Annotated in this window: 17 protein-coding genes and 3 pseudogenes; 9 read left to right on the top strand and 11 right to left on the bottom strand. The window is 54.6% G+C overall.

The window, feature by feature from the left end:
- Position 1: 1 nt before the first annotated feature.
- Complete coding sequence (gene bcsE, locus ABSH60_RS20360) at positions 2-1,603, bottom strand: cellulose biosynthesis protein BcsE (protein WP_390975589.1); 1,602 nt, start codon at positions 1,601-1,603, stop codon at positions 2-4.
- Positions 1,604-1,807: 204 nt separating this feature from the next.
- Here bcsE and bcsR point away from each other — a divergent pair, with 204 nt between their 5' ends.
- From bcsR to ABSH60_RS20335, 5 genes are read left to right on the top strand one after another with little or no spacing between them, the layout of a single operon-like run.
- The gene (bcsR, locus tag ABSH60_RS20355; RefSeq protein ID WP_056770546.1) at positions 1,808-2,017 is read left to right on the top strand and encodes a cellulose biosynthesis protein BcsR; all 210 of its coding nucleotides are present in this window, start codon (positions 1,808-1,810) and stop codon (positions 2,015-2,017) included.
- 2 nt (positions 2,018-2,019) lie between these two features.
- Positions 2,020-2,745, top strand: a complete 726-nt coding sequence (bcsQ, locus tag ABSH60_RS20350) for a cellulose biosynthesis protein BcsQ (protein WP_390975587.1) — start codon at positions 2,020-2,022, stop codon at positions 2,743-2,745.
- The gene (gene bcsA, locus ABSH60_RS20345; RefSeq protein ID WP_390975585.1) at positions 2,742-5,354 is read left to right on the top strand and encodes a UDP-forming cellulose synthase catalytic subunit; all 2,613 of its coding nucleotides are present in this window, start codon (positions 2,742-2,744) and stop codon (positions 5,352-5,354) included. Before bcsQ ends, bcsA begins: the two co-directional genes overlap by 4 nt.
- Positions 5,354-7,693 (top strand): cellulose biosynthesis cyclic di-GMP-binding regulatory protein BcsB, encoded by a 2,340-nt coding sequence (gene bcsB / locus ABSH60_RS20340; RefSeq protein ID WP_390975583.1) that lies wholly within the window; start codon positions 5,354-5,356, stop codon positions 7,691-7,693. Before bcsA ends, bcsB begins: the two co-directional genes overlap by 1 nt.
- Before the next feature lie 4 nt (positions 7,694-7,697).
- Positions 7,698-10,994, top strand: a complete 3,297-nt coding sequence (locus ABSH60_RS20335; protein ID WP_390975581.1) for a cellulose synthase subunit BcsC-related outer membrane protein — start codon at positions 7,698-7,700, stop codon at positions 10,992-10,994.
- Between the two features lie 89 nt (positions 10,995-11,083).
- On the opposite strand, the gene ABSH60_RS20330 is transcribed toward ABSH60_RS20335, so the two are convergent.
- Both ABSH60_RS20330 and manA read right to left on the bottom strand, forming a co-directional pair.
- A complete protein-coding gene (locus tag ABSH60_RS20330; RefSeq protein ID WP_390975579.1) occupies positions 11,084-12,622 on the bottom strand; it encodes a DUF945 family protein in 1,539 nt (512 codons plus the stop codon).
- A 137-nt stretch (positions 12,623-12,759) separates the two neighbouring features.
- Positions 12,760-13,938, bottom strand: coding sequence for a mannose-6-phosphate isomerase (gene manA / locus ABSH60_RS20325; protein ID WP_390975577.1), 1,179 nt, complete (start codon positions 13,936-13,938; stop codon positions 12,760-12,762).
- Between the two features lie 249 nt (positions 13,939-14,187).
- On the opposite strand from manA, the gene fumC reads away from it, so the two are divergent.
- Positions 14,188-15,585 (top strand): class II fumarate hydratase, encoded by a 1,398-nt coding sequence (fumC, locus tag ABSH60_RS20320; protein ID WP_217203605.1) that lies wholly within the window; start codon positions 14,188-14,190, stop codon positions 15,583-15,585.
- Positions 15,586-15,638: 53 nt separating this feature from the next.
- On the opposite strand, the gene tus is transcribed toward fumC, so the two are convergent.
- Positions 15,639-16,574 (bottom strand): DNA replication terminus site-binding protein, encoded by a 936-nt coding sequence (gene tus, locus ABSH60_RS20315; protein WP_056770569.1) that lies wholly within the window; start codon positions 16,572-16,574, stop codon positions 15,639-15,641.
- Between the two features lie 300 nt (positions 16,575-16,874).
- On the opposite strand from tus, the gene ABSH60_RS20310 reads away from it, so the two are divergent.
- Entirely contained in the window at positions 16,875-17,444 is a 570-nt protein-coding gene (locus ABSH60_RS20310) for a DNA-3-methyladenine glycosylase I (protein ID WP_390975574.1), read from the top strand.
- A 19-nt stretch (positions 17,445-17,463) separates the two neighbouring features.
- On the opposite strand, the gene ABSH60_RS20305 is transcribed toward ABSH60_RS20310, so the two are convergent.
- A complete protein-coding gene (locus ABSH60_RS20305; protein WP_390975572.1) occupies positions 17,464-18,420 on the bottom strand; it encodes a helix-turn-helix domain-containing protein in 957 nt (318 codons plus the stop codon).
- Positions 18,421-18,535: 115 nt separating this feature from the next.
- Here ABSH60_RS20305 and ABSH60_RS20300 point away from each other — a divergent pair, with 115 nt between their 5' ends.
- Positions 18,536-19,177: an HD domain-containing protein gene (locus ABSH60_RS20300; RefSeq protein ID WP_390975570.1), complete on the top strand. Its 642-nt coding sequence runs from the start codon at positions 18,536-18,538 to the stop codon at positions 19,175-19,177.
- Between the two features lie 44 nt (positions 19,178-19,221).
- Here ABSH60_RS20300 and yqfB read toward each other — a convergent pair whose 3' ends face one another.
- The 5 genes and pseudogenes from yqfB to ABSH60_RS20275 all read right to left on the bottom strand — a co-directional run bounded on the left by yqfB (position 19,222) and on the right by ABSH60_RS20275 (position 22,554).
- Positions 19,222-19,527 carry a N(4)-acetylcytidine aminohydrolase gene (gene yqfB / locus ABSH60_RS20295; RefSeq protein WP_390975839.1) on the bottom strand — a complete coding sequence of 102 codons (306 nt, stop codon included), beginning with the start codon at positions 19,525-19,527 and terminating at the stop codon, positions 19,222-19,224.
- A 36-nt stretch (positions 19,528-19,563) separates the two neighbouring features.
- A pseudogene (locus tag ABSH60_RS20290) lies at positions 19,564-20,670 on the bottom strand (Fic family protein); the annotation flags it as partial.
- A 137-nt stretch (positions 20,671-20,807) separates the two neighbouring features.
- Positions 20,808-21,233: a glutaredoxin-dependent arsenate reductase gene (arsC, locus tag ABSH60_RS20285; protein WP_390975568.1), complete on the bottom strand. Its 426-nt coding sequence runs from the start codon at positions 21,231-21,233 to the stop codon at positions 20,808-20,810.
- A 44-nt stretch (positions 21,234-21,277) separates the two neighbouring features.
- Positions 21,278-22,162 (bottom strand): annotated as a pseudogene (gene arsB, locus ABSH60_RS20280) (arsenite/antimonite efflux transporter); the annotation flags it as partial.
- A 71-nt stretch (positions 22,163-22,233) separates the two neighbouring features.
- The gene (locus ABSH60_RS20275; RefSeq protein ID WP_217203597.1) at positions 22,234-22,554 is read right to left on the bottom strand and encodes a metalloregulator ArsR/SmtB family transcription factor; all 321 of its coding nucleotides are present in this window, start codon (positions 22,552-22,554) and stop codon (positions 22,234-22,236) included.
- An 86-nt stretch (positions 22,555-22,640) separates the two neighbouring features.
- Here ABSH60_RS20275 and arsH point away from each other — a divergent pair, with 86 nt between their 5' ends.
- Positions 22,641-23,345: an arsenical resistance protein ArsH gene (gene arsH, locus ABSH60_RS20270; protein ID WP_390975566.1), complete on the top strand. Its 705-nt coding sequence runs from the start codon at positions 22,641-22,643 to the stop codon at positions 23,343-23,345.
- Positions 23,346-23,514: 169 nt separating this feature from the next.
- On the opposite strand, the pseudogene ABSH60_RS20265 reads toward arsH, so the two are convergent.
- A pseudogene (locus ABSH60_RS20265) lies at positions 23,515-23,994 on the bottom strand (helix-turn-helix domain-containing protein); the annotation flags it as partial.
- Positions 23,995-24,110: the final 116 nt, after the last annotated feature.

Raw genomic sequence — 24,110 nt, 5'->3', positions numbered from 1 at the left:
TTTATAACTCCGGCGTCTTGATGACGGGTGAATCACTGACGGCCAGCGTGACAGCGACGGGCTGATGGACAGGCGCGCGTTTCAGGGGTTCGGTTTTATGCGTCACAAAGGCTTCCGCGCCTGCTACCGGTTGCGCCATTGGCGGTTTGGCCGCGAGGCGACGCACCTCGGTCTGAATATCCCGTTCCTGGCTCCAGAATGTCTGGCTGGTGAACACTTCTTTCACCGGCAAAGTAAACAGGAAATCGAGCACGCTTGCGACATCACTGACCTGGCAGTTAGACAGGAACAGATACAGGTGTTTTTCTGTCACCGTCAGAATGTCGCCGTCGCGACGCAGGGAACACAGCGACATCGCCTGCTGCGGGCTGATGCCACTGGCCGGGCGCAGGGAGATCAAAATCCCGCGTGATTCGGTGGCCAGTGAGGCGTGCGTCCAGATATCTTTCATCACGGTGCAGAACGCCGGTAAGGGCAGATAGCCTTTGTGATGGGTAGGTAACCGGCTGTCGAGCAGCACCTCGATATCTTCCGGCACGTGGCGGGTGAAACTGAGGTTTTGCAGATCATCGAGCAGGGTGAGGAAATTGGACAGCCGTGCCGCGTGGGGTACCACAAGATTGGCGCCGCAGGCCTGCAACAGCCGCTGATCGACATACCGCAGCGAAGAGTTCATTTCGCGAATGACAATCTTCAGGCTGTTGCCGCGTTGCATCCGCAGACGGTGGATCTGGCGCGCGATCACTTCCACTTCATCGTTGCCGCCGAGGGCAAAAACCACCGTCGCCGCGCGGGCATGCGCCGCTCTTTCGGCTAACGTCGCATTATCATCGAACAGGAACCAGCGCTCAGAAAGCGGCGGTGCGCCTTCCAGCACGCTGCGTTCTGCCAGCAACATCCACTGATCGTCACCGGTTTGCCCGGCAACCAGGGTGGGCGTGTTTTTTTGAATTTCCCAGCCGGTTTCGCGTACGGTCAGCGGGTAGAGGGTATTGGCTTGTGAAATGACATTGTCATGCCACCAGGAAACCCCCCACTGATTGGGCTGAACGTCCGTTTTAATCTCGGCCAGGCCACATATTTGCCGGTGGTATAAATGCAGACGGGTTTTAACGGTATTAATACCGCTGCCATAGCAGATAATAAGACAGCTGCTGCGTTTATTATCGCAGGCTATACTCATTTCGCGTACCCAACGGGTGAGCTGTTTATCGTTTAATGCCAGGCACGAAGTCGCGGGGATCAATAAAATCAATAATGCCGAATTTGAGTTAGGTAAACGATGAATATCAGACGGCAATGCCAGCAGGGCTTTCATTTTTTTGCCGAGCTGATAATAAGCCACCTGTTTGCGCGGCTTTGTCAGGCTGGTTAAAATAACATCGTCAGCCTCTAGCCGGTTTTCTTCATTCGTGCAAATTAAATTGTGCTCTGGAAACACCACGCTGACCGGCGCAACGTCATGTTGTGCCTCAATAACCTGCCCGCAGAGCCGATAGGCGGCCTCCTGGCTGTCTGCATTGACCCAGTAAAGACCGCGAATTTGCATTTCCGCTAATCCATTCCAGAATTGCGACATGCCTAAAGAAAAGGAGGGTGCCATAGAGTTATATCTGCTTGTATTCGGGTTCGATTAAAAGTCTGCTAGGGACACAATCTAAATGTGAGTATAATAAATTCTATCATTGCTACATTAAATAATCATAAATCTTCACAATAATGTTTTGATACTAAAATGCCTAACCCCGCAGGGCAATTTTTGCGTGGTGTGGCGTCAGTGCGAGATTGAATGCAGGGAGGGGGTCCATTGGGCGCCAATATTATAGACTCAGACGAATCCGATTCGAGTAAAGACAACGATTTTCATGCACTGAGTCACTATTTTTCTGTCTCTGAATTAAATTATGTCGATATCGGCCGCAAAGAAAAAATTCCGCAACTGATGTCGCGCTGGCCGCTGCTGGCCGAACTGGCAAAACTCGACGAGCTGTCGCCCCCTGACGCGGAGAAAAAATAATCATGGCCGTTATCGCGTTACAGGGTTTTCGGGGCGGCACGGGCACCACCTGCGTGACGGCTGCGCTGGCCTGGGCCCTTGCACAGCTCAATGAAAAGGTTCTGGTGATCGACTTCTCCCCGGATAACTTGTTGCGCCTGCATTTCGGTATGCCGTTTGAACAGTCCCGCGGCTGGTGTGCTGCACATCATGCGGGTACCGCCTGGCAGGCATCGGCCCTGCGTTATCATCCCCGACTCGATTTTCTGCCTTATGGCAATGTCCGGCCTTGTGGCGATTTGTCATTACCTTTTGACTGGCCGCGCGCGATTCGCCAGCTGAAAAACACCGGCGTGTATGACTGGATCCTCATCGATTCACCGGCGGCGGACCCTTTGCCTGCGCAGACGGTGGCCGACGCCACGCTGATGTTGCTGCACGCCGATACGCAGTCGCACGTGCGTTTACATCAGCACGCGCTGCCGGCCAATGGCCGTTATCTGGTGAATCAGTTCATGACCTCCAGCCAACTGCAGCAGGACATTTTATTGCTTTGGCAGGAAACGCTGGCGTCGCTGGTGCCGACCGTTTTGCACCGTGACGAATCGATGGCCGAATCGCTGGCGGCCAAACAGCCGGTAGGCGAGTGGGATCCCAACAGCAAGATCAGCCGGGAACTCAATACCCTGGCAAGCTGGTGCCTGCTGAATTTGCGCAGCCATGACGATCGGCGGAGCGCCAGCGCATGAGCCGCCTGCTGAACGTTTTGCTGGTCCCGCCGGTGATCTCCGTGTTGCAGAGCCGCTATCGCCACTACCGCAGCCATCACGCGTCACCGGTTGCCGCCGCGACCATGGTGTTCTGCATCGCCCTGAGCTGGCTGTTTTTACGGTTTGAATCGCCGTCGTGGCAACGGGTGAGCGGACAACGCGCCCGCTGGTATCCGCAACTTTCTGCCGACCGCCCGAAACTGGCCGACCCGTTACGTTACCTGCTGCAAAGCCTGTGGCTGATGGTCATCATTCCCTCCAACGGCCTGCGCGAACGTTTCACTTACACCCGCTGGCCGCAGCGGCTGCGCGACCGCTTCTACAGCTGGCTGGAAGCGCTGCCGGTGAAGGTGGAACAAAATCCGCTGGAAGCCAGAGTGGTGCGCCGCGTCAGCACCATGAACCGCGTGGCAAAACGGGTGCTGATACTGCTGGCAGGTCTGGTGGCGCTGACGCTGGCGATGTTTTGCATTTCTCAGCCGTTCGGTTACCCGGCGCAGTTTGTTTTCGTGGTGCTGCTGTGGAGCATTGCGATGATCATCCGCAGAATCCCTGGCCGTTTCCCGGCGCTGATGCTGATTGTGCTGTCGCTGACCATTTCCTGTCGCTACCTGTGGTGGCGCTATACCTCGACCCTGAACTGGGACGATCCGCTGAGCCTGACCTGCGGATTGCTGTTGCTGCTGGCCGAAACCTATTCGTGGACGGTGCTGGTGCTGGGTTATGTGCAGACCATCTGGCCGCTGAACCGTAAGCCGGTGCCCATGCCTGCGGATGTCAGCGTCTGGCCGACGGTTGATTTAATGATCCCCACCTATAACGAAGATCTCAGCGTGGTGAAACCGACGCTGTATGCGGCGCTGGGGCTGGACTGGCCGCGCGACAAACTGACGATTTATCTGCTGGACGACGGCAACCGGCCGGAGTTCGCCGATTTCGCCCATGAGATTGGCATTAAGTACATCGCGCGTGAAACCCATGAACATGCCAAAGCCGGGAATATTAATAACGCGCTGAAGCAGGCGCAGGGCGAACTGGTGGCCATTTTTGACTGCGACCATGTTCCGACCCGTTCTTTCCTGCAACTGACCGTCGGCTGGTTCTTTAAAGATAAAAAACTCAGCATGTTGCAGACGCCGCATCACTTCTTTTCGCCGGATCCGTTCGAACGAAACCTCGGACGTATGCGGCGTACGCCTAACGAAGGCGAACTGTTCTACGGGCTGGTGCAGGATGGCAATGACCTGTGGGATGCCAGCTTCTTCTGTGGCTCCTGCGCGGTGTTGCGGCGTGATGTGCTCAATGAGATCGGCGGCATTGCGGTTGAAACCGTCACCGAAGATGCCCACACCTCGCTGCGTATGCACCGCCACGGTTACAGTTCGGCCTATATCCGCATTCCGCAGGCCGCAGGGCTGGCAACGGAAAGCCTGGCGGCGCACGTCAGCCAGCGTATCCGCTGGGCGCGCGGCATGGTGCAGATATTCCGTCTGGATAATCCGCTGTTCGGCAAAGGCCTGAAACTCGCGCAGCGGTTGTGTTATGCCAACGCGATGATGCACTTTCTGGCCGGTATACCCCGCCTGATCTTCCTGACTGCGCCGCTGGCTTTCCTGCTGATGCATGCCTATGTCATTTACGCGCCTGCGCTGGCCATCGCGCTGTATGTTCTGCCGCACATGATCCACGCCAGCCTGACCAACTCCCGCGTGCAGGGCAAATATCGTCATTCATTCTGGAACGAGATTTACGAAACCGTGCTGGCCTGGTACATCGCCAGGCCGACGACTGTGGCGTTATTTAATCCTCACGCCGGCACTTTTAACGTCACCGCGAAAGGCGGGCTGAATAAACACGCTTACGTCGACTGGAAAATCAGCCGTCCTTATCAGGTGCTGATGCTGCTTAATCTGGCCGGGCTGTTCTTTGGTATTTATCGCGCGATTTATGGTCAGGCGGATGAATTGCTGACGGTGCTGGTGAGCATGGCATGGGTGATTTACAACATGATCATTCTCGGCGGGGCGATCGCTGTGGCGTTTGAATCCAAGCAGGTGCGTCAGGCGCACCGCGTAGACGCCAAAATGCCGGCGTCGCTGCTGCGCCCTGACGGCCATCTGTATGTGTGTACCGTACAGGATTACTCCGACAACGGCGTCGGGCTGGAAACGGAGAGTGCCCGTTATTTCAATGCCGGTGACAACGTCACGTTGATTCTGCATCGCGGCCAGCAGGAGTATGCCTTCCCGGTGCAGGTCAGCCGTGTCTTCGGCCAAAGTATGGGGATGCAACTTCTGCCGTTAACCACACAACAACACATCGATTTTATTCAATGTACCTTTGCCCGGGCAGACAGCTGGGTATTACGCGAAGACAGCTTCCCGGAAGACAAACCGATGGAAAGTCTGCGGGAAGTGCTGGGGCTGGGGATCCGCGGATATATGCGAATGCTGGATATCGCCCCGCAGCGCTACCGGCCACTGGCCTCCAAAACCCAGACGTTTGGCCGCTGGTTGCTCTCTTTTGCGCCGCGTAACCCGCCGCTGTCCGTTCAGCCTGATGAATCAACCCTGATGATGACAAAATAATGAAAAGACTTCCTTTGACGACTTTGATGGCATCCGCATTGATGACACTGGCATTGGGTTCTGCGGCCTCTGCTTATGGCGAGCAGGCCACGGCTGCGGTATTGCCGCAAACGGCTGCGACGCCGCCACAGGTGGCACTGCCGATGGTCGCGCCTGCGGTCAACCCGATGATCATCCCTGGCGCACCGGTGCGCAGCCTGACGCTGCCGTTTGCCGATGTGGCACCGACGCCGGGCGCGATAACCTTGCGCGGCATCCAGCCCAACGGCCAGATCGAGTTCGGCGTGCGCAGCGACGAAGTGGTGACGCAGGCGACGCTGAATCTGGAGTTCACGCCGTCGCCGTCGCTCATTCCGGTCCAGTCGCATCTGAAGGTCTATCTCAACGATCAGCTGATGGGCGTTGAAGTCATCGATAAAGACCAGCTCGGCAAGAAAAATCATCTGCAAATGGTGATTGACCCGCGCTATGTGACCGACTTCAACCGCATCCGTCTGGAGTTTATCGGTCATTATCAGAATATCTGTGAAAACCCGGCTAACAGCACGCTGTGGCTGGAGCTTGGTAAGGGCAGTTCGCTCAGCCTGCAATACCAGAAGCTGCCGCTGAGCAACGATCTGGCGCATTTCCCGGTGCCGTTCTTCGATGCCCGCGACAGCCGGCCGCTGGATTTGCCGATGGTGTTTGCCGCCTCGCCGGATGCCACACAACAACAGGCAGCGGCCATTCTGGCGTCCTGGTTTGGTACCAAAGCGCAGTGGCGCGGTCAGTCATTCCCGGCCCTGTATAACCAGCTGCCGGACAGCCATGCGGTGGTCTTTGCCACTAACGACAAACGCCCTGATTTCCTCAAAGAGATGCCGCCGGTAAAAGGGCCGGTGGTGCAGATGATCAGCCGGGCGGATAACCCGTACGTTAAAATGCTGCTGATTCTGGGCCGTGACGATCAGGATCTGCTGACGGCGGTAAAAGGCATCGCTCAGGGCAATATTCTGTTCCGCGGGCAGACCGTGGGTGTGGATAAAGTGGAGCAGGTTCAGGCCCGTCAGCCGTATGACGCGCCAAACTGGGTACGCACCGATCGTCCGATGAACTTTGGTGAACTGAAACAGTATGCCGAACAGTTGCAGTCTGACGGCATTCAGCCAAACCCGATCACCCTGAACATCAACCTGCCGCCGGATCTGTTTTTGATCAACAGTTCGGGTATCGATATGCGTCTCAGATACCGCTATACCTCGCCGCAGCTGAAAAATACCTCACGGCTGAGCATCAGCCTGAATAACCAGTTTATGCAGGATCTGACCCTGAAAACCGGTCACGATGAAGATTCTCAGTTACTGTATTTGTCGCTGTTACAGGGGCTGCTCGATGGCAGCAAAGACCTGAACATTCCGGCGCTGAAACTCGGCGCAGTCAACCAGATGCGCTTTGATTTTGATTACACCTCGCTGCTGGCGAGCGGCACCGAAGGACGTTGCGAAACCTATACCACCGTGCCGAATCACGTGGTGATCGACGATAGCTCCACCATCGATTTCTCCGGTTATCGTCATTTTATGGCGATGCCGGATTTACGCGCCTTTGCCAATGCCGGTTTCCCGTTCAGCCGCATGGCGGATTTGTCTCAGACGCTGCTGCTGGTTCAGCCGCAACCGCAGCCGGTGCAACTGACCACGCTGCTTAATGCGCTGGGGAATATCGGCGCGCTGACCGGTTATCCGGCGCTGAGCGTCAGCCTGACCGAAGATGCCGCGAAAGCCAAATCAACGGATGCCGATTTGCTGGTGGTGGGTGAATTACCGGCGGATTTACGTGATGACAGTATGCGCGATGATAAAAAAGCCAATCTGCTGATCAATGCGGCACGGGATGCGATCAACACGCCAATCCGCCAGACACCGCTGCCGGATAACGCCGCACCGGCCAGCGATGCCCGCGTCGATGCCAGTGCGCAGATCACCGCACAGGGCCCTGTGGCGGCGGTTGTCGGTTTCCAGTCGCCGTATTTCGAACAACGCAGCGTGGTTGCCCTGATGGCGAATGGTCAGCAGGGCTTTGACATGCTCAATCAGTCTTTGCAGGACACCAAACAGCGTGCGCTGGTTTACGGCTCGGTGGCGGTGGTGCGTGATTCCGGTACCACCAGTCTCAAAGTCGGCGATACCTATTACGTGGGGCATCTGCCGTGGTGGGAGCGCGTCTGGAATGCGCTGGCAACACATCCGGTTTTACTGGCGGTGATGGCGGTTGTCGTGGTGATTCTCGCGGCTATTTTGCTGTGGAGTGGCTTGCGTGCCCTGAGCCGTCGTCGTTTGTATGAAGACGATCAGGAATAAGCCCGTGAACACCCCACGCAAGACGCCGTTCACATTCAACAGGCTGGCCCTGACACTGGGGCTGGCGCTGCTGAGCGCACAGACCGGGGCCGCACCGGTGGTTTCCCCTGAGCAGTGGTTGCTGGAACAGGTGCGCGTCGGTGAAGCCAGCCATCAGGAAGATCTGGTGCGTCAGTCGCTTTTTCGTCTGGAACTGATGGATCCTCAGAATCCGCAGGTGCTTTCCGCCCGTTTGCGGCTGTTACTGCGCGAAGGGGATCAGGCCGGTGCGAAACAGCAATTGCAAAAAATTCAGCAGGTCGCGCCAGATTCTGACGACTTCCGGCAGGCGCAGCTGAGCCTGCGGATTGCCTCGCCGGACATGCAGCAGAAACTCCAGCAAACGCGCTTACTGGCGACCGCCGGACGTCTCGACGAAGCCAAAGCGCAGTACGATGCGTTATTTCAGGGGCAGCCGCCAACCCTCGATCTCGCCGTGGAATACTGGCAACTGGTCGCCCGGTTACCGGGTCAGAAAGCCCGTGCGCAGGGGCAGCTTAAGGCACTCAATCAACAATATCCCGGTGATGTGCAGTTGCGGCTGCAACTGGCACAAATGGCGTTTGATGCCGGTGACAACGCCGGTGGGGTCGCGCTGGTGAAACAGGTTGCCACCACCAATGAAGGGCGGTCGCCTGCCGCAGATTTATGGCTGGCGCGCATCAGGGCGCAGCCGGTGGCGAATGCCAGTGTCGATGCGTTGCAGGCGTTTATCGCCACCTTCGATACCGGCCCTCAGGTGATCGCCGCCCAACAGGAACTCCAGAGACAGCAGGCGATGCTTGCCGATCCTCACTATCAGGCACGGATCAAAGGGCTGGCGCAGATAGAAAAAGGCGGCTCCACGGCGGCCATTGCGCCGCTGCGTCAGGCCTTGCAGGCAAAACCTAACGACGCTGAAGTGCTCGGCGCGATGGGGCTGGCGTATTCCCGTTCCGGCAACCGTCAGCAGGCACTGGTAATGTTCCAGCGCGCCAGGGCAGCCGAACAGGATGGTTATAACACCAGTAAATGGAACAGCCTGATCGACACCAACAGCTACTGGCTCAGGATTGAGCAGGGCGATAACGCGCTCAAGGCCGGGCAGTTAGATCGGGCGCAAAGCGCCTATCAGCAGGCTCAGCACATCGACGCCCGCGATCCCTGGGCTCAAATTGGCCTCGGTGATGTGGCCGTGGCACGTAAAAACGATCTGCTCGCCGAACAGGCTTATCGCCGTGCGCTGGCGCTGGAACCCAACAACAGCAGCGCCGAACGCGGGCTGGTGAACATTTATCAGCGGCAGTCACCGCAAAAAGCGCTCGATTATCTCAGTACTTTGCCTGCCGCTTCCCGGCAAACGTTCAGCGATCGTCAGAAAAGCCTGCAAAGCGATGTGCTGACCGCGCAGGCGGAAAAAGCGGTGGCAGCACGTCAGTGGGATCAGGCCGCCACCCTTTACGCGCAGGTGCTGGCCCTGACCCCGGACGACGTCTGGAGCACATATCACTACGCCGGTGCGCTGCGTGAAGCGGGGCATCCGGACAAAGCAGATGCCGCATTTACCCGGCTGGCGGCGAAAAAACCGGCCGATCCGCAGCAGGTCTATGCCTATTCGCTTTACCTCTCGGGTTCTGACCGCGATGAAGCGGCGCTGCGCCACTTACAGACGTTGCCGCAGAACCAATGGGACGCCAATATGCGCGAAATGGCACAGCGCATCCGGCTCGATAAAACACTTTCAGGTATCGACACTGCCCTGGCGGCGGGCGATACCGCACTGGCGAAACAGCGTCTGCAACAGGCGGATCTGCCGGCTGACGGGCTGAGTCTTAATCAGCAGCGCCGGGTGGCGACGGCCTGGCTGGATGTCGGCGAAGCCAGCAGGGCGTATGCGTTATTGCAGCCACTCAAAATGGCCGCCCGCCAGCAACCCGCAGGGCAGGATAAAGCGCTGATTTACCGTAATGCGGCGAACGTTGAACAACAGCTCGGTCAGCCCGATCTCGCCCGCCAGGATTACGCGCAGGCGATGGTGGCCAGCGGCATCACGGCGCAGGTGCCGGAAGATAACGACGGTTACACCCGACTGACACGTCAGCAGGCCGGGGATGACTGGCTTAAACGCGGCATCCGCTCCGATGCCCATGATTTGTACCGTCAGCAGGACGTCAGCTTCACGGTGGATACCGACTCCTGGGCGTCCAGCGGTACGCCGGGTAAATCCGACCTGACCGCCAATACCACGATGTTTCAGGCCGATATGCCGGTGTATCAGGGCAGAGGTTTCCTGCGCGCTGACTGGGTGCGGATGGATGCGGGAACGTTTGATCATCAGAACGGTAACTTTGAAGAGAGCTTTGGTACCTGTACCGATCAGGTTTGCCGGCGTTATCGCAGTCAGAACGCCAATGGCCTGAGTCTGGCGGCGGGCTGGGAAAATGAACAATGGAAAGGGGATCTGGGCACCACGCCGCTCGGCTTCCCGGTGGTTGACTGGGTCGGCGGGCTGGCATACAGCGGCGACTGGGATACACTCGGCTGGACCACCACCGTCTCGCGCCGCCCGATCTCCAGCTCACTGCTCTCCTTTGCCGGAGCGAAAGATCCGGGCACCAATACCACCTGGGGCGGCGTTCGCGCCACCGGTGCCAGCCTCGGTCTGAGTTACGATCAGGGCGAAGCCAACGGCGTCTGGGCAGACATCAGTGCGCATCAGCTGACCGGTAAGAATGTGGCGGACAACACCCGTGAGCGGCTGATGGGCGGCTATTACTATAAGGTCATCAACGAGGATAACCGCCGGGCGACCGTCGGCCTGAGTTCGATGGTCTGGCATTACCAGAAAGATCTCAGCGGTTACACGTTGGGACAAGGCGGGTATTACAGCCCGCAGCGCTATTTCTCGCTGGCGGTGCCGGTGAATTATCGCCAGCGCACGGAAAACTGGTCATGGCAACTGGGCGGCTCGGTTTCCTGGTCACAGTCATCGACAAGCAGCCAAAAACGTTACCCGATCCAAAGTCTGATCCCCGATACGTTAACGGATAAAAGTGCCGTTGAGTCCGGCAGCAGCGGTTCCGGTTTCGGCTACACCGTGCAGGCCTTGCTGGAGAGAAGGGTCAGCGCCCACTGGACGGTCGGGGCGGGTATCGACATTCAGCAGGCGAAAGATTACACGCCGAGCCATTATTTACTGTACGCGAGGTATTCGATGGGGGGCTGGCAAGGCAGTCTGGATCTGCCGCCGCAACCTTTAACGCCGTATGCTGATTTTAAATAAGCGAAAGGTTCAGGCATAAAAAAAGAGGGGAAGACATTCCCCTCTTTTCATTCTTATCGTACTTAACGTTTAATGCGGCGGTATCAGAATTATTGAGCCGGAACCGGAGCGACTGGCGGTGCCAGAGGCGCAGGGGCTTCAGACTGTGGCTGAGCAGTCGGGCCGCCGAACAGGCCAAACATACCGGCAAATTCCTGCAACGTCATCTTCTGACCGTTCAGATCCACCTGATTATCCGCATAGCTGAAGCTGCTGGTCAGGGTGTCATCTTTCACCGTGGTCAGTTTAAACATCTGACCCATGGCTGCCAGACCCTGAACCTGCTGCTGTGCCAGCTTGGTGGCGTCATCGCCGCTGTAACCTTCCAGTTTAGCCACCTGAGTGGTGACTTCGGTCGCCATCGCCAGCGGAACATTCAGTTTAGCGTCGATTTTGCTGACCAGATTAGACAACATCTGATCCTGCGTTTGCGCAGGTGTAGCGGCCGGATCTTTCAGATCCAGATGCAGGTTGAAGGTACTTTCACCTTTGCTGTTTTTCCAGCTCAGCGGTGCAATGCTGATACTTGGATTGCCTTTGAGCAGCAGTGGCAGATTCGCCAGCAGCATATCGGCGGCTTGTTGCTGGTAAACCGCAGGATCCAGTTCACCTTGTTGCATCAGCAGGGCGCGGGATTGCTGATTGTAATTATCAGCAAACTGTTTCAGGGCCGGGCCATCCAGTTTGTCCAGCTTCAGCGTCAGTTTGGCAGAACCGAAATCAGCACCCTGAATTTTCAGCGCATCAATGGTGTAATCCTGCTGGCCGCCGATGTTATTGCCGTTTTCAGCAAATTTGCTCACCAGTTTGAAGTTATCCAGGGAGCCCGCGTCTTTCCCGTCAACGTTCACCAGAATCTGTTTGATGCTCAGGTTCTGATCGCCCACGCCGACCTGGAATTTACCCTGTTGGGTATCGCTGTCCATGTTCAAACCGGCCAGCGTCACTTTTTCAAGCTGACCGAACTGGTTTTTAGAGGTGATCGCCAGGCTTTCGATGTCGGCTTTCAGCTTCATCGCCGTCAGCTCTTTATCCACATCCACATTGATGGTGCCGCCGGAGAATTGCAGCTGGCTCTCTTCTTTCTGGTAGGTCACCGGGATAATGTCGATGGCCGAAGCGCTCGCGCCGCTGTAAGACACGCGGGTATCCGCGGTGATCAGCGAGCGGCCTTTGGTCACGTCAAACAACGGTTTGAGCGTTGGGGTGTTTTGCAGTTCGGAATGCACCGAGGCCATGCTCGGGATCAGGTTGAATTTCTTCAGCTGAGCGGCAGGGAACGGGCCATGATCGACGGTTTCGATAAACGCGATTTCATCACCGGTTTTCAGTGCGCTGGTACCTGCGGTGGCCGCAGCGGCATCAGGTTGCAAAACGATGCGCAATTTGCTGCTGAACACGCCGCGCTGGTAATCCTGATAGCTGACTTTCAGACCGGCTTTCGGGAAAGCAGTCTGCAGCTGGCTGTTGGCCGCCGCGACTTCTTCATCCATATGTTGTTCGATGAGTTTACCCGTGTACCACGAGACGCCTGTCCAGGCTGCGCCAAGGACGACAATGACGCTTACAGCGACTAACGACTTCTTCATATCTCTGTTTATCCTTATGAAATGTCCCGAAAACAAAAAACGCCTTGCGGCGTTATTAGTCTCCTGAGTGTAGCTCAATCAGTAAAAAAATCATCAAATTGAGGCCATTAGCCCCAATTCGTTTAATGACCGGATACTTAACTCAGGGTATTGAACACGCGGGCAATGCGCCCGTTGCCACTTATGCTGACCGGCGATTCATTGGCCGCAATATAGCCGGACTCACCCGGATTGAGCACCAGCGTCTGGCCGTCTTTCACCAGCACGCTCTGGCCTTCGATACAAAAGACAATCGCCGCGCTGTTTTGTTCAAGCGTTTGCGGCTCTGCAGACAGGCTGTGGATGGAGAACGCAAAATCTTCTACCGGGATCGGGAAGTTAAGCTCCGCGCCTTTTTCCACCGGCGTTGTCAGCAATTCACTGGCCGGTTTGGCATTGAATTTCAGGTTAGCCAGCAACTCAGGGATATCGATGTATTTCGGCGTCAGGCCTGCGCGCAGGACGTTATCGGAATTCGCCATCACTTCCAGCGACACTCCTTTCAGATAGGCGTGCGGCGTTTCGGCATACAGGAACATGCCTTCGCCCGGTTGCAGGGTAATCACGTTCAGCAGCAGCGGAGAGAAAAGGCCGGTGTCGTGCGGATAAAATTCAGCGATGCTGCGGATGGTGTCCCACGGCTCGCCGCGCTGATCGTTGAGGACGGATTTCAGCACATCCAGCGCCCGCGATTTATCGTCGCCTTCCAGACTCAGCAGCCCGGCGAACAGGGTACGCAGGTGGTCAACATCGGGATAAGACAGGAAGCTGGCAATCAGCGGATGGGCACCGGCGACCGGTTGCAGCAAGGAAACGGTTTCACGCAGCTCGCGAAAACCGTTCATGGCCTGGAACTCGGTCAGGGCATAGACCAGTTCCGGCTTGTGATTCGGATCTTTATAGTTACGTTCAGCCGCATCGAGCGGGATCCCGTTGGCGTTTTCTTTGGCGTAACCCAGCTCGGCTGCGCCTTTGCTTGGATGAACCTGAATTGACAGCGGCTGATCGGCACACAATACTTTGAACAGGAAAGGCAGTTCACCAAAACGTTTGGCGACTTTTTTACCTAACTGCCCCTCAAGATTGGCACTGATTTGATCGCGCAGGGAAATGGTCTCACCGGCGGCATTCTCAACCTGAGAGCTGCTTTTCGGGTGAGCACCCATCCACAATTCCGCCATCGGACGATCTTGCGGATCGGTAATGCCATAAAGTTCTGTCAGCGCGTCTTTACTGCCCCAGGCGTAATTTTGTACACCGTTATGCATCTTTTGCATTGCTTCATCCTGAATGGAAAATTCTACCCGCTAGTAAACAATGACGGGGCGGCCTTTACAACTGTGAAGGGTCAAAAAGTGCGGTGATGGCGCAATCTCTTCAATGTAAAAGGAACGGGTAATACGCTTGCCTTATATGTCACTATACTCGTCAGGCCGCTGATGAACGCGTGGGAGCGCAACTGGCGGCTGAAAATCCTGCACAAAACACAGACACTCATTCGAAAATAACTATCTAAGGAGACAACAATGACAGCGACTCGCATTGAAAAAGACTCAATGGGGCCTATCGATGTTCCGGCAGATAAGCTTTGGGGCGCACAGACGCAACGTTCGCTTGAACACTTTCGTATTTCCTCTGAAAAAATGCCCACGGCGCTGATCCACGCGCTGGCCCTGACCAAACGTGCGGCCGCCAGCGTCAATATGGATCTCGGTTTGCTGCCCGCCGAGCGGGGCGACGCCATTGTTGCCGCTGCCGATGAAGTGCTGGCGAATAAACATCCTGAAGAGTTCCCGCTTTCCATCTGGCAGACCGGTTCCGGCACCCAGACCAACATGAATATGAATGAAGTGCTGGCGAACCGGGCGAGTGAGATCCTCGGCGGTGAGCGCGGCGAAGCGCGTAAAGTGCATCCGAACGATGACGTCAACAAAAGCCAAAGTTCCAACGACGTTTTTCCGACTGCGATGCACGTCGCAGCGGTGATTGAACTGCGTGAAACGCTGCTGCCTGAGCTGAAAGTGCTGCACAAAACGCTGCAAGCGAAAGCCGAAGCCTATCGCGATATCGTTAAAATTGGCCGGACACATTTACAGGATGCCACGCCGCTGACCCTGGGCCAGGAGATTTCCGGCTGGGTGGCGATGCTGGCGCATAATGTCACGCACATTGAAAACAGTATTCCGCACATCGCGGAGCTGGCGCTGGGCGGCACGGCGGTAGGTACCGGCCTGAATACGCACCCTGAATATGCGGTTCGCGTCGCGAAAGCGCTGGCTGACCTGACCAAACAGCCGTTCGTCACGTCGCCGAATAAGTTCGAAGCACTGGCAACCTGCGACGCGCTGGTGCATGGGCATGGCGCACTGAAAGGCCTCGCGGCTTCGCTGATGAAAATCGCCAACGACGTTCGCTGGTTATCTTCCGGCCCGCGTTGCGGCATTGGCGAGATTTCCATTCCGGAAAACGAACCGGGAAGCTCGATCATGCCAGGCAAAGTGAACCCGACGCAGTGTGAAGCCATGACCATGCTTTGCGCGCAGGTGCTGGGAAATGATGTCGCCGTCAATATTGGTGGCGCTTCTGGTAACTTCGAGCTGAATGTGTTCCGCCCGCTGGTGATCCACAACTATCTGCAATCTGTCCGTTTGCTGGCCGACGGAATGCGTGGTTTCAATGAACACTGTGCCGTCGGCATTGAGCCAAATCGTGACCGCATTACGCAGTTGCTGAATGAATCGCTGATGCTGGTGACGGCGCTCAATACCCATATCGGTTATGACAAAGCGGCGGAAATCGCCAAGAAAGCCCATAAAGAAGGGCTGACCCTGAAAGGTTCTGCGCTGAAACTCGGTTATCTGACCGAAGAACAGTTCGACGAATGGGTCAGACCGGAAGCCATGGTCGGCAGCATGAAGGCATAAGTTTCCCTGATACCTGTGCACCAGAAAGGTCCGGCTTGCCGGACCTTTTTCATTTACAGCGGATGGTCGGTATATAAATGCAGGCGTTTGATCAGCAGGCTCAGCGGCTGAGACTGCGGTTTGTACTTGTGTTTGATGGCGGTGACGTCGTAATCCGGCAATTCGCCTAGCTTCGGTACCTGCATCATCGGCGTACGCAGGCACAATGCGATCAGCGGCAGCGGGCAGGGGTGTTGCACCTGTTTCTGACTGTTGCGATACCACACGCGGGCAATGGGCTGAACTTTCACCGGACGTTTAAATTTCAGCGCGGCATGTTCCGGTAGCCGTTTCACATCAATCATTTCGCGGTTGATATTTTCCATCCACTGTTCACGGGTATACGGCGACACGGCGCGTCCGGCATTGAGGCTTTTTTCCAGCATCGCCAGCACTTCGTCCCGGCTGACATTCTTAATAATGTGCTTGTTGGCCCAGCCAAAGCGCACCGAATCCGGGTCATTTAAAAAGGTCACGGAACGATAGGCGTTGAGGGTAATCAGGCCGCGCAAATGGGTGTGCACAAACTCGAAACGCTGCTCGCGGGCCAGCCCGGATTCAACGGTGACAATGTGCTCAAGTTCCGCCTTAAGTTTGTTCACTTCTTCGATCAGCAGCAGGGCAGACTGGTGCTCTGCGGGGTCAACGGCATAGCACAGCACGCCGGGCAACCGGACCGCGGATTTGCTGCTGATATTCTCGTTATTATGATGAATGAACAGCCGCTGAAAATGCTGCAACGCCATCTCCTGCGCGGCTTCACCGAGATAAGGGGTAACAGAAATCTTATCCGCAGGATTATGTTCTTCGCCTTTAGCGATGTCCGGCAAGGCAAACACCCGCGCCTGCAGTAATTCCAGCCTGCTCAGGAAATTCCCCAGGTCGTGCAACGCCATTTCCAGCTCGTTAAAACAGCCATTCATACGAGCGATCAAATCATAATCTGCCATATCCCCTCCGGTTAGTTACAACATACAGTGTAGAGTATTATAATTAAATGTGCACACCTAACCTTCGGGGAAATGTGCAGCGGTTGTTTTTAAGGCGCCTGGGAGGGAAATCAAGGGAGAGTAAAAATCGGGGTTAATCAGCAGGGTTCATGAATATTTGCTGAACCCTGCCGGTGGTTCATGAAACCATCATGAATAAAATTCATAAAACCACAGGGGCGTGCGAGGGTTATTTTTTCCCTGAATAATGAAGACCGTTCTCGGGTAGACTACGCAAAACCCATCAGCCCGAGTTCCGCCATGACCCATGCTCCCGTCCGTTGTCCCTGGAATCTCCAGGACGATCTCATGATTCACTACCACGACAACGAATGGGGTAAACCCGTGCGCGACAGCCGTGCGTTGTGGGAAAAACTGATGCTGGATGGCTTTCAGGCGGGGCTGTCATGGCGGATTGTGCTGAAAAAACGTGAGGCATTGCGTCTCGCGTTCTGCCAGTTTGAGCCGGAAAAAGTCGCTGAATTCACCGAAGATGATATCGAAAAGCTGATGAACAACGCCGATATCATCCGCTCACGCAGTAAAATTACGGCGGTGATAAACAATGCGCGGGTTTATCTGGCAATGCAGCAGGCCGACGAAGATTTCGGTGAGTGGATTTGGACGCAGATCGGCGGTAAAGCCATTCAACATGTGGGGCGGGTGCCCACCAAAGATGCGCTGTCAGAACGTATTTCGAAAGACCTGAAAAAGCGCGGTTTTAAGTTTGTCGGTCCGACAATTGTTTATGCCTGGATGGAAGCCACCGGCCTTATCAACACTCACCGTCCTGAGTGTTTCAGGCGGGCGCAGGTTGCCGCAGAGGCCTGATTTATCGGGCTATAGTGAGTCATAAAAACTGTTTTTGATATTGTGACGGTGTCACGTTAAGTTGGCGCATAAAGGCCCGCCGTAAGATATCCACGCTGGAAAATCCACATTGCGAGGCTATCTGTTTCATGGCCAGACCGCCGGTTTCGAGCATCTGGCGGGCATGAAATATCCGTTGCTGTTCCAGCCATTCTGCCGGTGATTGTTTCATTTCCTGATTAAATAACCGCGTGACGTGGCGGGCACTCAGCCCCATATGCTGTGCCAGCGTGCTGACATTGTGCGGCTGGTCCAGGGAACTCAGCACCCAGCGCTGAACATCCTGCAACGCGGCGCGGCCACTCAGCGATGCCTGACCGTGACGGCTGAACTGAAGCTGCCCGCCGGGGCGTTTGAAGAACATCACCAGCTGAGCGGCCACATTGCGCGCCGTTTCCCGCCCGAGATCTTCCTCAACCATACTTAACGCCAGATCCAGCCCGGACGTCACACCGGCAGCTGTGCGCAGTTCGCCGTCAGCGATAAAAATAGCGTCTGCTTCGACACACACCCGTGGATATTCCTGACTCAGTTTTTCCGCAACCGCCCAGTGAGTGGTTACGCGGCGGTTATCCAGCAGTCCTGCGGCGGCAAGCAACAAGGCTCCGCTGCACACTGAGCCAAAACGCTGTGCATGATGGCTCCAGCGACAGAGATTATTCTTTAAGGCATCGTCGCTCGAAAACGTGTTCAGTGAAGGCGCACCGGCGACCAGAAAGGTATCGAGATTATCGGGAAGCGGGGCGTCCAGAATCATGTCGGCCAGGATCCGTGTGCCTGAAGACGAAGTAACGATCGGGTCGTTTATCGCCATCACGCTGAGTTTATACACTTCGCGGCCACGCTGCTGATTGGCCTCGGCGAAAACATCCATCGGGCCGGAAACGTCCAGCATCTGTACGCCGGGGACGGCCAGAATAATGATGTGTTTGGGCATTGATCGTTTTCCTGTCGCAGAACGGCGTAATGTCTTAAATCGTATTACTACGTCGATTGATGACATTCATACTGCGGCTTACGCTGGGTTTATTCAATCCCACAGGAGAAATATCATGAGTCTCACAATTAATGGCATCCGTATCCCTGACAGCAAAATGTGCCGCGACGCCACAGAACGGGTTCGCGATAGCGAATCGGAATTGCTGTTTCATCATTCCAGCCGGGTATATTACTGGGCCGCGCTCGCCGGGCAGGCTCGTCAGTTAAACGTTGATCACGAGTTACTTTATATTGGCTGCATGTTCCATGACATGGGGCTGACTCACGAACACTGCAGCTGTGATAAACGTTTTGAAGTGGACGGTGCCAATACCGCGCGGGAATTCATGCAGCAATATGGCATCAGCGGGCAGGACATCGACAAAGTCTGGACCGCCATCGCGCTGCATACCACGCCCGGTATACCCGAGTTTATGGATCCGGTGATCGCGCTGGTCACGGCAGGAGTGGAAATGGACGTACTGGGCATCAATTATCAGGCGTATGAAGAGGACGTTCGCCATGCGGTGGTGAATACACATCCCCGCACGGCGACATTTAAAGAAGATATTATTCAGGCATTTTATGACGGCATAAAAAATAAGCCGCAAACGACCTTTGGTAATGTAAAAGCAGACGTTATTGCAGATAAAGAACCTGAATTTATCAGGGGGAATTTCTGTTCCATTATCCGTCAGTCACGCTGGCAGGGCTGAAGAAGAGCAGGGCGCGCCGGTTTCAGCACGGCGTGTTTTTAGCGTTAAATAAGACGAAACTCGAGCATAAACAGTTCTTTCAGCCCCGGATAAATCTCGCTGATGACCTGTTTCAGTTCCGGCAACGTCATATTTTCCTGCAACGCATGGGTATCATTTAGCGCGTCAAATTGCACCGGCGTCACATTGATAATCTCGATATTGCAGAAAAAAACATTATCTTCATAACGGCTTACCCGCACCTTATCACCGGCTGAAAAGTTTGCATCGCTGGCTTCGCGCAGTGTAATCGTTTTACGGCCTGCAAGAATGTCCGCCTCAAAGCGACCATAAAAAGTGATGTTTTTCATAAAGTTTCCATTAGGGTGTGAAAAGGTGTCGTTGATTTTATACCGGCTGCTGCGTCCGCCCGCTGCGGTTCTTGTCAGACAGCCCCGCGCAACGAGATCAGCCAGATGGCGGGTAGCTGTCGCTTTACTGACTTTCGCCACTTTCTGATACTGACCCGCGTTGATCCCTTCGGCAAACCCGTTTTCGCCTCCGTCCAGCAGACGATTCAGAACGTTAACCTGTTCAGCGGGCAGTCCGTTACTGTGATGCAGCTGCCAGAAAAGTGTTTTAACCAGCGTCTGATCAATGCGCATGATCGCCGTATCTACGCTGGTTTCGAGCATTTTCAGAAACCAGCTAAGCCAGACCGTCAAATCCATCGTTCCGCGCTGTGTGGTTTCCAGCACGTCATAATACTCTTTACGATGGTTCAGAATGGCTTCCGAAACGGCATACAAACGCACACTTTCATGGTCAGCCTGGAATAACGCCATGTCGGTCAGTGCCCTGGTGATCCGGCCGTTTCCATCTTCAAAAGGATGCAACGTGATAAACCAGAAATGAGCCAGCGCAGCGCGAAGAAGGGGATCCAGAGCGGCGCGATATCGTGACTGATTATACCATTGCAGAAACGCCGTCAGCTCAGCGGAAAGTTGTTCGCGTGGCGGAGCCTGATAATGCACCTTTTCCTTTCCGATCCGGCCTGAGACAACACGCATTGTTGCGTCACCGCGCCAATCTCCACGTCTTAAAAAAGCCGGGGCCGGCTCCGGAAATAACCAGCAATGCCATTGAAAAAGAAGGGTTTCAGTCAGCTCGCCAGCGCCGGGATTGAATACATCCATCATCATTTTGGCTAAACCTTCTGATCGTTCCGTCGTGGTTCCCGGAAGATGCCAGGTCCACCCAAAACGTTTGGCCAGCGAAGAACGGACAGAATGGGCGTCAAGCCGCTCATTCTCGATGGCGGATGATGCAAGAATGTTGCTCAGCATCGCATCGAGAGAATATTCAGCAGCATCCTTCCCGGGGCGAGATTCCGCTTTACCGACCAGTTTGCCCATTTTCAGGCGTGTCTGACGCAGTTGTGGCTGAATGACATCGTCATCCCAATTGAACTGAGGCCAGTCAGGTGATTGCCAAATCCATTCCCGGTTATCCATTGACGTTCCTGTGAGCCGATGAGTGACGTTAATTGGCTCATTATACGAGCCGAATAAGGATTGTAAACGGCTCATAAATGGGTCTGACAAACAAATGTTCCGGTAAACACCCATGGCTTGTACGAGAAAAGTGACTTTCAGATCAGCCGATGACCCTCTTTATCAACAACTTTTTCGCCGTCCTCTTTTGTGAACGCTGCTTTTTGAAATTCCGGAAGTATGTCGAGTACCATCTCTGATGGTCGACATAACAATGTCCCAAGTGGCGTGACCACAACGGGACGATTCATCAGAATTGGGTGAGCGAGTATGGCGTCGATCAGTTCATCATCAGTGAGTGTATTTTTATCAAGTTCTAACTGTTCATAAGGCTCTGTATTTTTACGCAGCAATGCCCGGACCGTGATCCCCATATCTGCAATCAGTTTTATAAGATCCTCGCGGGTGGGTGGTGTTTCCAGATACAGAATAACCGAGGGTTCAATCCCACTGTTGCGGATCATCTCAAGGGTATTGCGTGATGTCCCGCAGGCAGGATTATGATAAATAGTCACATTGCTCATAGTCATGATCTCTGGTTGAACCCCGGAAGCGACTCATTCTGGGGTTATGGGTTTAAGAGTGAGTGTGATACAGACAACCGCAGTGCCAGTGCTACCAGCGTGACAAACAGTACGGGGATCGTCATGACAATTCCTACCCGGAAGTAATATCCCCAGGTAATTTTGATGTTTTTCTGCGAAAGAACATGCAGCCACAGCAATGTTGCCAGGCTGCCGATAGGGGTGATTTTAGGCCCCAGATCGCTACCGATGATGTTGGCGTAAATCATCGCTTCTTTGATAACACCGGTTGCTGTACTGCCATCAATCGACAGTGCCCCGACCAGCACGGTCGGCATATTGTTCATTACAGAGGACAGGAAGGCTGTCAGGAAGCCAGTACCCAGCGTTGCCGCCCATAATCCTTGCTCTGCCAGCTGATTTAACACAGATGAAAGATAATGGGTCAGTCCGGCGTTTTGTAATCCGTAGACCAACAGGTACATACCCAGCGAGAAGATAACGATTTGCCATGGCGCACCTCGTAACACCTTGCCTGTGTTAATGGCATGACCTTTCTTCGCCACAGCAAACAGGAGCAGGGCACCAACAGCCGCGACCAGACTGACAGGAACGCCCAGCGGCTCCAGCCCAAAGAACCCCACCAGAAGCAAAACCAGAACCAGCCAGCCGGTTTTAAAAGTCGCGAAATCACGGATCGCATCTTTTGGTTCTTTCAGCAGGGAAACGTCGTAAACGGCAGGAATGTCTTTGCGGAAATACAGATGCAACATCACAAGCGTAGTCGCAATGGCCGCCAGGTTTACCGGCACCATCACGGCTGCATATTCTGAGAAACCAAGCTTAAAGAAATCCGCTGAGACGATGTTCACCAGATTCGAGACAATCAGCGGCAGGCTGGCCGTGTCAGCGATAAACCCTGCGGCCACAAAAAGATAACTCCAGCCAGTAACATCAGAAACCCCATTCATATTTGCTTATTCGTATATATACATCGACTTTAGCACGAGGACGATGCTGCGCTATGGAGCTTGTTGCGTATGTGTTCGCGTTCACAGTTCCAGGCTATGTCAATGATTCCGGCAGCCCATGCAGGCATATGGGGTGACAGTCGGTAATGCACCCATTTTCCTTCACGGCGGTCGATGACCAGCTCTGACTCACGCAAAAGAGCCATGTGGCGGGAAATTTTTGGCTGAGACTCGTTTGTGGCACCACAGATGTCACAGACGCACATTTCTCCGGATTCCCTGAGAAGCAGTAAGATAGTCGAACGGGTTTCATCGGCGAGCAGTTTAAAAAGCTGAACAGGCTGTAGCATGCTTAACCTCGATAAAATTAACAATACATATGATATTTCATATGTGATAAATTTTAAAGCATAGCTTACAAAAGGGAGAGTTTTTTATGACGCGCTTACCAGCAATAGAACCGGGGTGCTTTGATGAGGCCATTGCCAGTAATCTACTGAACGGCGCTGAAACCATGCCGCGTATTCTTATCCTTTACGGATCGGTACGAGAACGTTCCTACAGCCGTTTTGTAGCAGAAGAGGCGGGGCGGTTGCTGGCAAGGATGGGCGCTGAGGTGAAAATATTTAATCCATCTGGCCTGCCGTTACCTGATGATGCGCCGGACAGTCATCCTAAAGTGCTTGAACTCCGCGAACTGGTCAGGTGGTGTGATGGAATGGTCTGGAGTTCTCCGGAAAGGCATGGAGCCATGAGTTCGGTGATGAAGGCCCAGATTGACTGGATACCCTTGAGTGAAGGTGCTGTTCGTCCGTCCCAGGGTAAAACGCTGGCCGTGATGCAGGTTTGTGGCGGCTCACAGTCATTTAACACGGTAAATCAGATGCGGATACTTGGCCGCTGGATGCGTATGTTCACCATTCCCAATCAGTCGTCAGTGCCAAAGGCATGGCAGGAATTTGATGATGAAGGACGCATGAAACCCTCAGCCTGGTATGACAGAATTGTGGACGTTGCCGAAGAGTTGTTCAAAATTACGTTAATCCTGAAAGGGCATGCAGCTTATCTGGCGGACCGCTACAGCGAAAGGAAAGAAAACCATCAGGAACTTTCTACAAGGGTCAATCAGGCAAAAATCTGACAGGCAGACAGGCTAAAGAACGACAATAAAGCAGACATTTTAACTTTGCCATAAGCGGACATCTCAATTTAGCTACTACAGCCTCTGTCAATGCAGTTTTAAAGTGTCACCTTGATCTGCAAGTTAGAAAGGGCACTTAAAGTCCATGTTTTTATTATGGTTTACCCTGCACCAACAGGCAGCACTTGGAGGCACGTCCTTCAAACCAGTCGTGGTGTGAACCGTCGATTTGAATGAGTTCACCCAAACAGTCGCGTCGATAACGGGGCTGATAAACTCGCGGTCGCCGATGGGCATGCGGCACCCAGAGACCGTCGGCAGTCATCCAGCAGCGCAACGTCTCGACAGAAACGGAAATCCCATGGCGCTCCTGAAGCTTTTCTGCGGCAAGTGTGGGGCCAAAACCGACGTAATTTTCACGTAGCAGCGTCAGTATCCGATGGCGCAGTGCAACATCAACGCGATGAGTTCCGGGCATACCGCGACGAGTGTTCGTCAGCCCGGCAGCACCGGACTCCCGGAAGCGGTTCATCAGACGCTGTACCTGACGTTCAGTGAGATCCAGCTGAGAGGCGGCATCACGGCGACGCAGGCGCTTTTCAACAACGGCCTGGATCACCGGCAAGCGGTGAAGTTCTTTATTGGACATGGTTACCAGCATCAGAAGAGATCTCCCAGAAAGGTGGAAAAATGCGCCGTATCTGGGTGACATTATAAACTAGCTAAAAAGTGACATTATCAAATGGGACTTACAACTTCGGTGCG

Source organism: Rahnella sp. R3(2024), assembly GCF_042920125.1.
GTDB lineage: Bacteria > Pseudomonadota > Gammaproteobacteria > Enterobacterales > Enterobacteriaceae > Rahnella > Rahnella rivi.
Note: the sequence above shows the minus strand (reverse complement) of the source record. Positions and strands in the feature narration are given on the sequence as shown.

Excerpts from the sequence above, each read along its gene's own strand:
- bcsA (WP_390975585.1), top strand. The coding sequence starts at position 2,742 with ATGAGCCGCCTGCTGAACGTTTTGCTGGTCCCGCCGGTGATCTCCGTG.
- yqfB (WP_390975839.1), bottom strand. The coding sequence starts at position 19,527 with ATGAAAAACATCACTTTTTATGGTCGCTTTGAGGCGGACATTCTTGCA.
- ABSH60_RS20305 (WP_390975572.1), bottom strand. The coding sequence starts at position 18,420 with ATGCCCAAACACATCATTATTCTGGCCGTCCCCGGCGTACAGATGCTG.
- bcsQ (WP_390975587.1), top strand. The coding sequence starts at position 2,020 with ATGGCCGTTATCGCGTTACAGGGTTTTCGGGGCGGCACGGGCACCACC.
- arsH (WP_390975566.1), top strand. The coding sequence starts at position 22,641 with ATGACGCGCTTACCAGCAATAGAACCGGGGTGCTTTGATGAGGCCATT.
- arsC (WP_390975568.1), bottom strand. The coding sequence starts at position 21,233 with ATGAGCAATGTGACTATTTATCATAATCCTGCCTGCGGGACATCACGC.
- ABSH60_RS20300 (WP_390975570.1), top strand. The coding sequence starts at position 18,536 with ATGAGTCTCACAATTAATGGCATCCGTATCCCTGACAGCAAAATGTGC.
- ABSH60_RS20330 (WP_390975579.1), bottom strand. The coding sequence starts at position 12,622 with ATGAAGAAGTCGTTAGTCGCTGTAAGCGTCATTGTCGTCCTTGGCGCA.
- fumC (WP_217203605.1), top strand. The coding sequence starts at position 14,188 with ATGACAGCGACTCGCATTGAAAAAGACTCAATGGGGCCTATCGATGTT.
- ABSH60_RS20275 (WP_217203597.1), bottom strand. The coding sequence starts at position 22,554 with ATGCTACAGCCTGTTCAGCTTTTTAAACTGCTCGCCGATGAAACCCGT.
- ABSH60_RS20310 (WP_390975574.1), top strand. The coding sequence starts at position 16,875 with ATGACCCATGCTCCCGTCCGTTGTCCCTGGAATCTCCAGGACGATCTC.
- bcsB (WP_390975583.1), top strand. The coding sequence starts at position 5,354 with ATGAAAAGACTTCCTTTGACGACTTTGATGGCATCCGCATTGATGACA.
- manA (WP_390975577.1), bottom strand. The coding sequence starts at position 13,938 with ATGCAAAAGATGCATAACGGTGTACAAAATTACGCCTGGGGCAGTAAA.
- bcsE (WP_390975589.1), bottom strand. The coding sequence starts at position 1,603 with ATGGCACCCTCCTTTTCTTTAGGCATGTCGCAATTCTGGAATGGATTA.
- tus (WP_056770569.1), bottom strand. The coding sequence starts at position 16,574 with ATGGCAGATTATGATTTGATCGCTCGTATGAATGGCTGTTTTAACGAG.